We start from the raw sequence: 16,031 nt of genomic DNA, 5'->3' as shown, positions 1-16,031 counted from the left end.
ATGTTGACATTATTAAAAAAGATCAGTGATTATAATATTTCAATTTGGCTGGAAAATGGAAAGCTTAAATTAGGCTATTCAGGACAAGCACCAGATAGCAGTATTATTACCGAAATTAAAGCTAGGAAAAGTGAGCTATTATATTTTCTATTTAAGAGACAGATCCACTCGATAGACGATTTTAGTCATATTAAGGAGCTAATAGAGCATAGATTGTCTTTTGCTCAAGAGCGGTTATGGTTTATTGAGCGCTTTGAAGGGGGAAGTGTTGCCTATCATATGCCTTATTGGGTTAGGCTTAAAGCGAATGTCGACGAGTGCTTGTTATTACAAAGCTTTAATGTGATTGCTAGGCGGCATCCTGTGCTCATTAGTACCTATCATGAAACGGCCGAGGGGGAGGGGTATACACAGCCATTAGAACAAGTGCTTGAATATGATTATCATTTTTTGAATGAGCAAGACTCACTAGAATCGCTCGTTAATCAAGATATCCATCGTTTTTTTGATTTATCCCATGAGCCGCCACTGCGCTTACACCGCTATGATGTCACTTCAAGTGAAGATGAAGACGAGCGATACCTGTTAGTGATGTTACACCATATTGCCTTTGATGCTTGGTCGGTAGGGGTGCTATTTAAAGAGCTTATTGAAAGCTATACCGCGCTGATAGAGGACAGAGCGCCTGATTTACCCAACTTATCGATAACCTACAGTGATTATGCTCATTGGCAGCGGGACTACCTGCAAGGTGAGCAATTAGATAGCGAGCTTAACTATTGGTGTGAGCAGCTAGCAGGATGTGAAACCATACAGTTGCCGACGGATTTTCCAAGGCCTGAGAAGTTGGATTATCGTGGCGCGCAATTAACGCAAAGGCTTACGCCAGAATTTTCAGGCCAGCTACGTGAATTAGCAAAGCAAAAAAACACCACCCTTTATGTTGTGATGCTCAGTGGTTTTTATGTGCTGTTAAGTCAATTGAGTAACCAAATGGATATTATCGTAGGGATGCCTTCAGATAATCGTCATCATCCACAGACCCAAGACTTAATTGGCTTTTTTGTTAATTCTCTGCCGTTAAGGGTACAGATTGAGATTGGGTTAAGTGTGTCCGCTTTGATTGAGCGAGTGAGAGACTGTGTTAAGGGAGCGAAAGCCCATCAAGAGCTGCCGTTTGAAAAGTTAGTGAGTGAGCTGAGTGTTGAGCGAGACTTGTCACGACATCCCTTGTTTCAGGTGATGTTTAGTGTGCAGCAATTTGGTGCAGAAGAGACGATGTTGCAGGTAACTGAAGCGTTATTTGATCCTGTTTCCCTAGAGGAGAGTTTTTTTTCGCCCGCAAAATTTGATTTGAGTGTATTTGTTGATAATAGTCATGAGTCATTAAACCTTGATTGGTGCTATGGGACCAGTTTATTCAGTGAGCAAAGCATCAAACGCTTCAGAGGCATGTATCAGCGAGCGTTAATGGCGTTATTGGAGCCAGTGCAAACCGTGGGAGACATGTGTTTACTATCAAAAGAAGAAAAGCACACGCTATTGTATGACTGGAATCAAACAGAAGCACCTTATCCAAAAGACAAGGCGCTGCAACAATTGTTTGAAGAGCAAGTGGAGCGCACGCCACATAATATTGCGTTAGTTTTTGATGATGAAGAATTGACTTATCTTGAATTAAACCAAAGAGCCAATCAATTAGCCCATCATATACGCCATCAATATCAAAAAATGTATCACACACTGCTTAAGCCCGATACTTTGATTGCGCTGTATTTAGATCGCAGTTTAGAAATGATTATTAGTATTCTAGCTGTGTTGAAGGCGGGTGGTGCTTATGTACCTATAACGCCTGAATACCCTAAGGGGCGTACGGTATTTATGCTTAAAGACACTAATGTGCCATTTGTCATAACCCAGTCACACTATGTTAGCAGATTAAGTCACTGGCTCAGTGAAGTAGAGCTTAATACCTGTTTGGTAGAGGCTGAGGATGACCTTTTAACAATGCAGTCTTTGAATAATCCGAGGCCTATCACTCAATCAGAAGACTTAGCCTATGTGATGTACACCTCAGGTACCACAGGGCAACCTAAAGGGGTGATGGTTGAACATAAAAGTGTGGTTAATCGTTTGCGATGGATGCAAGCGAAATACCCTTTAACTTGCTCTGATGTTGTTTTACAAAAAACGCCCTATGGTTTTGATGTGTCAGTTTGGGAGTTATTATGGGCGCATCAAATTGGAGCATCATTGGTCATAATGTTACCTGAGCAGCATAATAATCCTATGGCGTTAACGGAATTAATGATAGCAAGAAATGTAACTGTACTGCATTTTGTGCCATCCATGTTTGATGGATTTATTCAAGCTTTATTTTCAGAACAAGAAATGATGCCATCATCCGTTCGGCAGATTTTCTGTAGTGGTGAGGCGTTAACATCGACTATTCTTGATAATTTTGAGCGCATAAATTCACTCAATATTCCATTGACTAACTTATATGGGCCGACAGAAGCGACGATTGATGTGACCTATTTTGATTGTCTTTTGACTGACCGTTCATCGATTGATGACTCTTCAATTAATCGTGTGACTGCGTCATTCATAGGTAAGCCAATCAATAATACTCAACTGTATGTTTTAAATAATAGTTTACAGGTTTTGCCTATTGGTACATCAGGTGAGCTTTATATTGGCGGAGCTGGATTAGCACGTGGTTATTTAAATCGGCCTGAATTAACGGTTGAGCGTTTTATTACTTATCCTTTTGCGACGGATGAGGACATTGAAAAGGGAGATAACCGTTTATACAGAACTGGGGATTTAGTGCGTTGGTTGCCGAATGGCAATCTGGAGTATTTAGGTCGTTTAGATCGTCAGGTGAAAATTCGCGGGTTTAGGATTGAACTGGGTGAAATAGAAAGTGCGCTGTGTCAGCTTGAGGGGATTAAGCAAGCGGTGGTCATAGATAAAGAGAGCGATAAAGGGAGTGAAAACGATAAGGCTAAGTATTTAGCGGCTTATTACGTTCCCGTTCAGGGTACTGATAATAGAGATACAGCACTGGATGATGCCATGTTACGTGCTGCTTTGTCTCAATCTCTGCCAGATCACATGGTGCCGATGAGTTTCACTCAAATTGACCGTATTCCGTTGACCCTAAATGGTAAGTTAGACCGCCAAGCTTTACCTGAGCCTGATTTGATTGATAAATATGCCTATGTGGCGCCTCGCAATGAGTTGGAATCTCAATTGTGTGAGATTTGGCAGCAAGTGCTGTTTCCGGAAAAGCAAGGCCTTGAACGAGTGGGTATACATGATAACTTCTTTCGCATTGGCGGTGATTCTATTGTCAGTATTCAGTTGGTGTCCCGTTTGCGCCGTGCAGGGTATCAGTTACAAGTTAAGGATATTTTTAATTGGCCAACCATTGCCTTGTTATCGGTGCAATTAGCGGCAGAGAGTGAAGCTAGCGTCATTGAACATAGCGTTATTGAAAGTGAGCAAGGTGTATTAACTGGGGCGTTTGATCTACTGCCTATTCAGCAGTGGTTTTTTCATCAAGCCTTGTTAGTGCCTCATCACTATAATCAAGCCTTTAGCTTTGTGCTTCCAGCGGATATTGACAAAAATAGCATTAACCAAGCACTTGAGATGTTGTCACAACAACATGATATGTTGCGAGTGTGCTTTAATAAAGTCAGCTTGAAAGAGAAAGGCTGCATGAGAGATGGCCAAAATGGTTATCGCCAATGCTATACAGAGCAATCGACCATGCTGCCATTATTGTGCGTGGATACTGCATTGTTATCAGCGCAGCAATTACAGGCCAAGCTGACAGCGTGTCAAGCCAGCTTAAGTATTGATGAAAACCTGCTTTGGCAAGTGGTACATTTAACCGGCTATGAAGATGGTCGTGCTCGGTTATGCTTTATGTTGCATCACCTGCTTATCGATGCGGTCTCTTGGCGAATTATCGTCAATGACATGCATCAGCTGTTAACGGGGCAAGCGTTACTGAATAAAACCAGCAGTTATCGCCAATGGGTTGATGCCGTTAAAGAATATGCACACCGGCATCAAGGGCAGCGGGAATATTGGCAAAAGCAGTTAGACAGTATTATGCCTTTTTATCAATCCACTCTTTTACAGTCCTCTTTCTTACCTCAAAGCGCACATCAATCTAGCTCAACGCCATTCGGCTCAGCATCGTCTTCGGGTCATCACAATAATTCATACAAGGTAGCTTGGTCAGCCACATTAACGGAGCAATTACTGCGAGATGCACCAGCAGGCTTTTACACTGACATCAATGCATTACTCTTAAGTGCGCTTGCGATGGGCATTCATGTGTTGTGTGATGAGAAATACATAGGAATTACCCTTGAAGGCCATGGTCGTGAAAATATTGATGAGTCGATTGATAAGAGTCTTGATACGACAAGTACAGTGGGGTGGTTTACGACTGTGTTCCCTGTTGTTTTGCCCGTGGCAGATACGTTGGCAGGGACGATAATCGCGGTAAAAGAAAGTTTGAAAGGCATTCCTAATAAAGGCATAGGTTTTGGTGCGTTAGGGTTTGACCATGATGCATTGCCCCCGATTTGTTTTAATTATTTAGGGCAATTTGATAACCATACCACACGTCCTCAAGCTTTATGGCAATTGGTTCATGAAGAAACGGGAGAGTCAATCTCTGCACTGAATCAATCGCCTTATGTGTTGAACCTTAATGGTGGCATCATTGATGGACAGCTGCAATTTTCTGTCGGCTCACGGTTAACTGAAAAAGAGACTCAGGTTTTTGTGGAAGCCTTTGAGCAAGGGCTTAAGGATGTGGTGGCGTGTGCATTAAGTGAGGCGAAAAAAGGGGGGGTGCATACACCGTCGGATTATCCTGTTTCAGATTTAAGCATGGAGCGATTAACGCATTTACAGTCTCGTTATGATATCGAGGCGATTTTTAATGCCAACAGTTTACAGCAAGGGTTTATTTATCATGTGTTAAGTCAAGCACAAGATGATGCTTATCGAGTGCAGTTGCTGCTCGATTACCATGATGGGTTAGACCTTGAATCTTATCAGCAGGCATGGCAGTTGGCCTCAATGCGTTATCCCGCCTTAAGAATGGCATTTGATTGGAACGGTGAGCCGCTACAGATTATTACCCAAGGCGCGTCGATAAATGCCAGTCACTTTACTGTGATGGATTTAAGTCATTTAAGCGAGGCTGAGCGTGATGAGGAAATCATTGCTATTCAACAACAAGACCGCCAGCAAGAGTTTGATTTAACCCAGCCAGGGCTGTTGCGTTTTACACTTTTTAAGCATCATGACCGTCACTATACCGTCATGCAAACGGCTCATCACAGTATTCTCGATGGCTGGAGTGGACCAGTGTTATGGCAATATGTGCATGATATTTATCGGTTGTTATGTCAAGGAATAAGGTCAAAGGTTGAACCTGAGCAGGCTTATTGTCAGGCGCAGTCATGGTTGATGAGACATAGACAAGCGGCGGAAACCTATTGGCAAGCAGAGGGCGAAACTTGGTTGGGGACAACGGACATTAATTTGCTGTTGAGTCGACGGGCACCCTTGAGTGAGCTGAGGCAGGTGGATAAACCTGAATCACAAAGGTTATTAATAGAAGGTGATGGGTTACAGCAATTAAAGGTGATGTGTCATGAGCAAGGCGTGACGCTGAATGTGGCGATGCAATTTGCTTGGCATAAGTTGTTGCAAAGCTATACTGGTGATGAGCAAACGATAGTGGGGGTGACAGTTTCGGGTCGAGAGATACCGATTGCGGATATTGAATCCAGTGTGGGGCTTTACATTAATACTTTACCATTAGCGGTGAATTGGAAGGATGAGAGGAGTTGCGCGGATATATTACGGGCTATTCAGCAAAGCCTTCTAAGCATGAGTCATTGCAGCGGCGTGCCACTGGCCAGTTTACAAACAGGTGGGGAGCGATTATTTCACAGTTTATTTGTGTTTAAAAATTATCCAGTGGCGATAGATGAGGAAACTCAGTCGCAAGTGACGATGAGAGGTAGTATTGAGAAAACGGATTATCCCTTGATCTTGATGATACATGAATCGGCGGAAGGATTAAGTGTTCAATTAACCTATGACAGTGTTTACCTTGATGGAACTCAGGCGCAGCGGTTATTAGTGCAGTTCCATATGATAGTGGCGCAGTTAAGTCAATCACCGACTATGTTACATCAAGATATGTCACTGGTTTCAGCGGATGAGCGTCATACCTTATTGCATGAGTGGAATCAAACAGAGCAGCCCTATCCTAAAGATAAAACGCTGCAACAATTGTTTGAAGCGCAAGTGGAAAGAACACCGAATAATATTGCGTTAGTTTATGATGATGAAGCATTAACTTACTCAGAACTGAATCAAAAAGCCAATCAATTAGCGCATCATATAAGAAATCAATATCAAGCACGATATCAGAAGCCCTTACAACCCGACACCTTAATTGCACTGTATTTAGACCGCAGTTTAGAGATGGTCATTAGCATTTTAGCTGTGCTAAAGGCGGGTGGTGCCTATGTTCCTATTTTACCTGAATATCCACAATCTAGAATCATATTTATGCTTAAAGATACAGAGGCATCTTTTGTGATAACACAGGGCCATTATGTAAAACAGCTCAATGGATTACTTGATTATATCGATTTCGATTATAAGAAGATTATTCTGCATTGTGATATTTTTAAAATACAATCAGTAAATAATTTAACAATAGAAAATTATTCAGAGAATCTAGTCTGTATTATTTACACCTCAGGCACCACGGGTCAACCTAAAGGTGTGATGATTAAACAAATAAATATGCTTAATCGTATCATGTGGATGGAAACTCAATTTGCATCATGTTCAAATGATGTATTTTGTCAGAAAACCTCTCTTGGGTTTGTTGATCATATAGCTGAGATTTTTCACCCGTTAAGTTTTGGTTGTAAGCTGATATTATGCAGTTTTAATGAGCAACGAGATATTCAGCTATTGAGTGGTATTATTCATACTCATAAAGTGACTAGACTGACGGCTGTTCCTATATTACTGCAACAGTTATTATTATATGAAAAGGGGATTTACCTTCAATCATTGCGTTTAGTGATATCAAGTGGTGAGTCGATTCAATTAAATCGATTACAGTATTTTGCTGAATGTTTGCCTGAAAGCTGTTTATTCAATTTATATGGTTCAACAGAAGTGGGTGCTGATGCGACTTACTATTGGTATAGAGGAGAGCACGGTAAGAAGCATTATTCAATAATAGGTAAACCTATTACCAATATTCGCCTTTATGTATTAAACCAATATTTACAACTGGTGCCTATCGGTGTTGAGGGTGAGCTTTATATTGGTGGCGCCGGATTAGCGAGAGGGTATTTAAACCGACCTGAATTAACGGTTGAGCGTTTTATTACTAATCCTTTTGCCACTGAAAAAGATATAGAGAAAGGCTATACCCGTTTGTATAAAACAGGTGATGCAGTGCGTTATTTGCCCGATGGTAACTTAGAATATTTAGGCCGCTTAGACCGTCAGGTTAAAATTCGAGGGTTTAGGATTGAGCTGGGTGAAATCGAAACGACACTTAGTCAAATAGACGGGATTAAGCAAGCGGTGGTTATTGATAAAGAGAGCGATAAAATAAGCGATAAGGGTAAATATCTTGCGGCTTATTACGTTCCCGTTCATAGTACTGATAATAGAGAAGCAGCAGTGAATGATGATATGTTACGTACTGCTTTGTCTCAATCCCTGCCGGATCACATGGTGCCGCTGAGTTTCACTCAAATTGACAGTATTCCGTTAACCCTAAATGGTAAGGTGGATCGTCATGCTTTACCTGAGCCTGATTTCATTGATAAGAATGTTTATGTTGCGCCACGCAATAAGCTTGAAGTTCAGCTGTGTGATATTTGGCAGCAGGTGCTTGGCCTTCAGCGAGTGGGTATTCATGATAATTTTTTTCGCATCGGTGGCGATTCCATCAGCGCGACACGCTTAAGTGCGCAGGTGAAGCGAGTGGTTAATATTGAATTGCCTCTGGCCTCATTATTTAACGCCCCGACGATAGCCCAGTTATCGTTACAATTAACAGATACTCTTGACACTATTATTCCTAAAGTGCCTAGTTGTTCCACAGAAGATGAACAAGGCGTTGAGACTTGGCCGCTGTCTTTTGCTCAAGAGCGTTTATGGTTTATTGAGCGCTTCGAAGGAGGAACTGACACTTATCATATGCCTTATTTGGTTAGGCTTAGAACAGGTGTCGATGAGGCTATTTTACTACAGAGTGTTAATGTGATCGCTAGGCGGCATCCTGTGCTCATCAGTACCTATCATGAAACGGCTGAGGGGGAGGGGTATACGCAGCCATTAAAACAAGTGCTTCAATATGATGATTATCAGCTGTGTGATCAACCTAAGATCGAAGAGAGTGAAGAAAGTGAGCTAGACATTTTGATAGAGCAACACCTTCACCGTCCGTTTGATTTATCCACTGAGGCGCCATTGCGTTTACACCGTTATGATGTCAGTACAAAGGATGGAGAATGTGAACGTTATCTGTTGATCATACTACATCATATTGCCTTTGATGGTTGGTCGGTTGGGGTGCTATTTAAGGAGCTCATTGAGATTTATAGCGCGTTGCTAAACGATAGAGAGGCAGACTTAGCAAACTTATCGATAACCTACGGTGATTATGCTCACTGGCAGCGAGAATATTTCCAAGGTGATCGATTATATAGCGAGCTTAGCTACTGGCGTGAGCAGCTAGCAGGATGTGAAATTTTACAGTTACCGACAGATTATCCTAGGCCGAGCCAGTTAGATTATCGTGGTGCGCAATTAACACAAAGGCTCACACCTATGTTATCAGCCGAGTTACGTGAGTTGGCGAAACAGCATAACACTACCCTTTATACAGTGATGCTGAGTGGTTTTTATGTGCTGTTAAGTCAGTTGAGTAATCAAACAGATATTATTTTAGGGACGCCTTCAGATAACCGTCACCATCCTCAGACTCAAGATTTAATCGGCTTTTTTGTTAATGTGTTACCGTTAAGAGTACGGCTTGATCTGGGGTTAAGTGTGCCTGCTCTGATTGAGCAAGTTCAGCATTGTATACAGGATGGGAAAATCCATCAAGAGCTCCCGTTTGAGAAGTTAGTGAGTGAGCTGAGTGTGGAGCGAGAATTGTCTCGACATCCCTTATTTCAGGTGATGTTTAGTGTGCAGCAATTTGGTGCTGAAGTGAATGTACAAGATGTGATGAAGCGATTATTTTACCCTGTAACACATGGTGATAAGGCATTATATGCACCAGCAACATATGATTTGGGGGTGTCTGTTGATAACAGTCATGCATCATTGCAGATTGAGTGGGGCTATGCCATAAGCTTGTTTAGTGAGGCGAGTATCAAGCGTTTCAGTGGTATGTATCGACGAGCATTAATGGGATTACTGGCACCAGTACAGCAACTGAGTGATATTTGTTTATTATCCAGTACTGAAAAACAGACTTTATTGCATGATTGGAATCAAACAGAGCAGGCTTACCCAAGGGATAAGACTTTGCAGAAATTGTTTGAAGAACAAGTGGAGCAAACACAGTGTAATGTTGCTCTAGTCTTTGAAGATATACAGTTGACTTATGCGGAGTTAAATGAGCGAGCTAATCAGCTGGCGCATTATTTACGGGAGCAATATCAAGATAAATTCCACACACCACTTAAGCCAGATACCTTGATTGCACTGTACTTAGATCGAAGTCTAGAAATGATAATCAGTATCTTAGCGGTACTTAAGGCGGGCGGGGCGTATGTGCCGATTGCCCCAGAGTACCCGCAAGCTCGTACTGTGTTTATGTTGGAGGATACAGATACGTCTTTTATGATTACTCAAGCGCATTATCAAACCCAGTTGAAGGATTGGATATATGAAGCTGAGCTAGGTATTCATATTATTGAGGCTAATGATACCGCGTTGAGCTCACAGCCTTTATATAACACGACTAACATAAATAAAATTAATGACTTATCCTATGTGATTTACACCTCGGGCACCACAGGCCAACCTAAAGGGGTGATGGTAGAGCATGGAAGTGTGGTACACCTTGTCAAGGCTTTAGTTCAACGTTTTAATACGCAAGAGAGGGACAAGGCATTATTGTTTTTATCCTATGTGTTTGACGCTTCAGTATCTGAGTTATTTCTTAGCTTATTAAGTGGACAAACGGGGTATCTGTGTGGTGAACAAGAGCAAAATGTAGTAAGTGCTTCCAAGTTAATTCAGAAAGAGTGCATTAATGTCGCTACTTTTCCTGCTGTGATATTCAATCAATTAATACCGAGTGAGTTCTCCTCGTTAAAGACGATAATTACAGGTGGAGAGTCTCCTTCTTTGAGAGTATTAACTTCTTTTAGTCAAATCTCTAGGGTGTTTAATTCCTATGGCCCCACAGAGGTGACTGTGTGTGTGACAACCAACACCTTTAAAGAGGGAGATATTGCCACAAATATAGGCACCCCGATAAATAATACCAAAATGTATGTGTTGAATGAGTATTTACAACTCGTTCCTATCGGCACTCCTAGTGAGCTCTATATTAGCGGCGCAGGTCTTGCTAGAGGGTATTTAAATCAGCCAGATTTAACCGCAGAACGTTTTATTAATAATCCGTTTACGACCGCAGACGATATCGATAAGGGGTATACCCGCCTTTATAAAACAGGGGATTTGGTGCGTTATTTAACCGATGGTAATTTGGAATTCTTAGGGCGGAATGATAGTCAGGTAAAAATCCGCGGTCACCGCATTGAACCAGGTGAGATCGAGACGGCGCTCAGTCAAATCAAGGGGGTTAAGCAGGCGGTGGTGATATATCGTCAACGTGCTAAAGAGAGTAATACTGAAGAGCAGAGTGAAAACCGTCAATATCTTACCGCGTACGTGATTACAGACTCGATTGATACAGATACCGATTTCAACACTGATCTTGAGCTGGAACGCATTCGTCAGCAGTTGGCCCGTATGCTGCCGGACTATATGCAGCCTTTGACGTTTACCTTGATTGATCGCGTGCCCTTAACGATTAATGGCAAGCTCGACCGCAAGGCGTTACCTGAGCCTGAGTTTATCAAAGCTGAAGAATATGAATATTTGGCGCCGCGTAATGATATCGAGCAGCAATTATGTGAGGTTTGGCAACAAGTATTGGGGCTTGAACGAGTGGGTATTCAGGATGATTTCTTCCGTATTGGTGGTGACTCTATTGTGAGTATTCAGTTGGTATCACGGCTGCGCCGCGATGGTTTTAGTATTCAAATTAAGGATGTTTTTGATAAGCCGACGATTGCCTTGCTATCCATGCAATTAATTGAAGAGTCTGTAAAAGTTGAAATTGATAGTGAGCAAGGGCTCTTAACGGGGGAATTTGATTTGTTACCCATTCAGCAGTGGTTTTTTGAGGCTAAATTCGCGCAGCCCCAGCACTTTAATCAGGCTTTTGTATTATGTATTCCAGCTGAGGTTACAGGTACACAAATTGAAACAATGCTCTACTCGTTGGCCGCTCATCACGACATGTTACGGGTGCGTTATCATTACATCGAGAACAATTGGAAGCAAGTGTATTGTGAACATCCAACCCAAGCCCCTCTCTTCACTTTGAATGTTAGAGGCATGGGTGAAGTGGAACTTAGTGAGCAGCTCACAGCTTTTCAAGCTTCCCTAAATATTGAAATGGGCCCCTTGTGGCGGGTTGTACATCTTGATGGATGTGCAGATGGGGCTGCTAGATTGGTATTTATGGCACATCATCTCATCATTGATGCCGTCTCTTGTCGCATTTTATCTAATGATATCCATTTTTTGATCACAGGGCAAATACTGGCACCTAAGACTAGCAGTTACCGCCAATGGGTGAGTGCAGTAGCGGATTATGCTGCGAAACATGAAGTGCAGTTAAACTACTGGCAGCAAATAACAGACATGGCCATAAGCTGGCCCGAGCCTTATTCTAGGTCGATGCACAGCCTACAATGGGACGTGTCCTTGACAAGTCGATTATTAAAAGAAGCCCCAAAAGGCTATCACACACAAATTAATGACTTATTACTGAGTGCATTGTCAATTGCGTTAAGTATCACCTTTAACAGTGAGCATGTTCTCATCACTTTAGAAGGGCATGGCCGGGAAGTGATTGCGCAAAACCTCGATGTCTCTCGTACCTTAGGTTGGTTTACCACTCTGTATCCAGTGCTCTTATCGAAAAAAGATAGCGTTGAAGCCACAATTATCCATACTAAGGAAATGCTCAGGGCGATACCAGACAAGGGCATTGGTTATGGTGCGCTTACTCAGACTGGACAATATCACAAAGGGCTACCACCAATAAGTTTCAATTACTTAGGACAGCTAGAACATCATGATGACGATTCGTTGTGGCAACTGACCAATGACTCCACTGGCCAGTGTGTGTTTGAAGGAAATGATGATAATTGCCTCTTAAATATTAATGGTGCAGTGTACAATGGGCAGTTGGGCTTCCATATTAGCTCACAGCTGAATGAGGAAAATAGCAAGGTGTTCTTTGAATCATTTGAAAAAGCTGTTCAAACGGTAACTGAAGTAGCATGTTATCAAGGTTCGCAAGGAGGAAGGCATACTCCATCCGACGCGATGATCCAGAATCAAAAACTTTGGGTTGAGTATCACCGAGCTGTGGATGCTAAAGAAACGCTGATTATTCTTCCTTTAAATGGCATCGGTTATGAGATGTGGTTGAATACCCTGATCCCAGAAATGCCATCCGATATTCATTTGGTTTTATTTGACACAGATAGACAGAATCGATTTACAGACTTTGACACTTGGGCGACTGAATTGGCTGAAACGATTATCAATGACAATCTGTGTTTAGAGGGACATTGTTCAATTCTTGGATGGAGCTTCGGTGCTGTTCTTTCTTATTTTGTTGCGGTGAAACTTCAGGCGTGTGGCATAGCTGTCAATCATGCTTTTATGATGGACCCCTTGGTTACGTCTTGGTTTTCTGATGAGTCTTTGGAGCTGCAAAAGGATGAGTGGTATTCAAATTTACAACTGCCTGTATATAAAGGAAAAGTGACCATATATCAATGTACTGAGCCTTGTGTTGAGATAAAGCATACATATCAAGCCATTCAATCCGATGGATTAGGTTTCAGAAAAGTGTGTTCTGATATATCTGTGGTTCCAATTTCTTGTCAACACAATCAAATGATGAGTCATAATGTTTCTAAAAAGCAATTATTTGAGCACCTGAAAAGGAGTTTGGGAAAAGGGTAAGTGATTTGTATAGTTAGGAAGAACTTAGTTTCTGTCAAAAACAGCATCAATGTTTTATGAGCTGAGTTATTGTCAAATCTGGTGTATGAGCACATTGTGATACTTTGATTGATCTTGAATTATTCTTTCGCTGTCTTTAAATTTCACGCCTGTTATTACGTCATAGATATAATGACTTAATTCTTGAACTAGGTAGCATATTATAAGGAGTAAACAGGCCTGGGTTGGGCTTAGAAAAGAAAATAGAAAGTGTACAAAAATATAGGGGTAATACATAAAAGCAACTTGCTGTAGCGACATGAATGGAAGTGGTGTAATACAAGAAGAGCACATAAAAAACAATGAATATGCTCGAAATAACATTTGAGCCAAAAAGGTATAAGGATAGTTGGTGTAAAAAACTAAAGAATGCAATGAGGCCTAGAGATATTGTTATAGAATGAATGAGGAGGTTCGCTTTTTTCTGATGTGAGCAGATGAAAGCCTCAGTGAGTTGCTCTATCTTCAGTGTCGGTGATGAAATATGGATATCTTTAATTTCGACAAATAACACACATAAATATGCGCAAATATGTTGGTTAGTCATTTTTTAAAAAAATAGCTCATAAAATGATGGTCGCCTGTTGATGATTTCGTATTAGAAAGTTGCGCTATGATAAAAATTAAACGGGCACGACTTTTTTGATGAAGCACTCTATTTTTCAATTTCCCTGTTGGTGGAAATATCTATTCACTGCCTTCTTTCAATAGCCCTACAAATATAGGCTATGGGTCACAATTACCTAAAAGTATTGATTTGAGAAAGCCATTTTTCAGTAACCTTATAATCGATTCTAGTGTTGAATAATCAAAGATATCTTGATAATTGAGGGAGCCCATCTACACTCTATGAATGTAAGCATACTATTGATAAGGATATTGTTTGGCTCGAAGTGATAAGTCTGCAATGATTCAAAAACGCAAGATAATTATTGCGACTCTTATTATTATTGCCTGTGTTATAGGCATTTATTTGGCTAAATCATTTTTTATTGAAAATACGTTCCAATCTAAATTTAAAGCCACTCCAGCCGTTGCGGTTATTTTAGATAAAGTGAGTGCTCAGTATTGGGGCACAGAAATTCCAGCAGTGGGGACAATACAATCATTTGCAGGGATCACGGTGAGAGCTCAGATAGCGGGGCGTATTACCGCAATCCCGCTGCAATCGGGTCAGTCGGTCAAGCAAGGGGATCGATTATTTGAAATTAATCCCGAAGTGCTTAAAGCGCAATTGAATGAGGCTCAGGCTAAGCTTGAAAGTAGTCAATTTGAGTTTGAACGTTTACAAAAGTTATTTCAAAAAGGGGCTGTGTCAGAAGAAAAGCTTATTCAAGCTAAAAGTCAATATCATAATGACGAAGCAGCACTGGTGACCATTGAGCAAGAGCTCGCTTTGGCCACTAACATTGCTGAATTTGACGGTATACTTGGATTGACGCAAGTGGAGCTTGGCGATGAGGTGGCTATTGGCGATCCCCTTGCCACACTTCAGTCGACGGAAGAATTAAGAGTCGAATTTACAGTACCGCAGAAGTATCGCTCCAACATTCAATTGGGTGATGAAGTGAAGATCACGCGAGAATTGATGCATCAAGTGCACTCTGGAGAGCACTTAGTGCAAACAATACCATCGCCTTATCAATATGGGGCTAAGGTTTATGCGGTTGACCCTCTAGTCAATGAAGATACACGGACTGTAACGCTTCGTGCAAGGTTTTCAGCTACGGACTTATATCCCGGTAGTTATGTCGATACGGTATTGCAATTACAAGATAAGAAAAAAGTATTAACTGTGCCTGAAACGGCATTGATGGCTTCTTTGTATGGTGATTTTGTTTACTTAGTTGTTGATCAAAAAGCCAAAAAAACAGCCGTAAAAATCGGTCGTCGACGAAATGGGAATGTCGAAATCGTATCTGGAGTGCAAGAAGGGGACACTATCATTGCAGCGGGTTTACGTAAAGTGTTCGATGGGGTCAGTGTCAGAGCCTCTTCCATCGATATAAGGTCACGTTAACCATATGTTTATAAAAAGGTTTATTCAAAGGCCGATATTAAGTTTTAGCCTATGTTTATTATTGCTCCTCTTTGGCGTTCTGGCCTATAAACAGTTGCCCTCTCGTCATTTTCCATTATTACCAGCTTATGAAATAAGCATCACTACGGTTTTTCCCGGTGCGAGCGCTGAGGTGATGTCTGCTTTTGTGACGCGCCCCATACAAAGTATTTTATCCGGCCTAGATGGACTGGACTATATGAGTGCTAACGATCAAGCGGGAGAAAGCAATATTATTCTCTCTTTTTATATCGGTCGTGATATCGATGGTTTATTGGCTCAAGTCAATAGCCGCATAAACAGTATGTTGTGGCAATTGCCTGAAGGGGTCCATAGTCCAGAAATTCTTAAAATTGACCCTAATTCCGCCGCGACAAGCGGCATAGTATTCATTTCGAGTACCAGTGAGACTTTGTCTCAAGAGACCATTACGGAATATCTGCGAAATGTGGCGATTCCAGCCATACAAGGTATTCCGGGTGCTGAGGGATCCCCACTTTTCTGGCTCATAAACAATGAATACTGATTGTGAAGTGAGCCAAGTTATACAGCACATAAC

At 41.5% G+C, this 16,031-nt stretch carries 3 protein-coding genes; all 3 read left to right on the top strand.

Annotation, left to right across the window (positions count from 1 at the left end):
* Complete coding sequence (locus Q0791_RS10700; RefSeq protein ID WP_299005914.1) at positions 1-13,374, top strand: non-ribosomal peptide synthetase; 13,374 nt, start codon at positions 1-3, stop codon at positions 13,372-13,374.
* Positions 13,375-14,386: 1,012 nt separating this feature from the next.
* Positions 14,387-15,433, top strand: coding sequence for an efflux RND transporter periplasmic adaptor subunit (locus tag Q0791_RS10695; RefSeq protein WP_299005912.1), 1,047 nt, complete (start codon positions 14,387-14,389; stop codon positions 15,431-15,433).
* Between the two features lie 4 nt (positions 15,434-15,437).
* Positions 15,438-15,998 carry an efflux RND transporter permease subunit gene (locus tag Q0791_RS10690; RefSeq protein WP_299005909.1) on the top strand — a complete coding sequence of 187 codons (561 nt, stop codon included), beginning with the start codon at positions 15,438-15,440 and terminating at the stop codon, positions 15,996-15,998.
* The last annotated feature ends 33 nt before the right edge of the window (positions 15,999-16,031 follow it).

Source organism: uncultured Shewanella sp., assembly GCF_947495455.1.
Taxonomy (GTDB): domain Bacteria; phylum Pseudomonadota; class Gammaproteobacteria; order Enterobacterales; family Shewanellaceae; genus Shewanella.
Note: the sequence above shows the minus strand (reverse complement) of the source record. Positions and strands in the feature narration are given on the sequence as shown.

Bases quoted from the DNA above. Each gene is read 5' to 3' on its own strand.
- Q0791_RS10700 (WP_299005914.1), top strand. From the start codon at position 1: ATGTTGACATTATTAAAAAAGATCAGTGATTATAATATTTCAATTTGG.
- Q0791_RS10690 (WP_299005909.1), top strand. From the start codon at position 15,438: ATGTTTATAAAAAGGTTTATTCAAAGGCCGATATTAAGTTTTAGCCTA.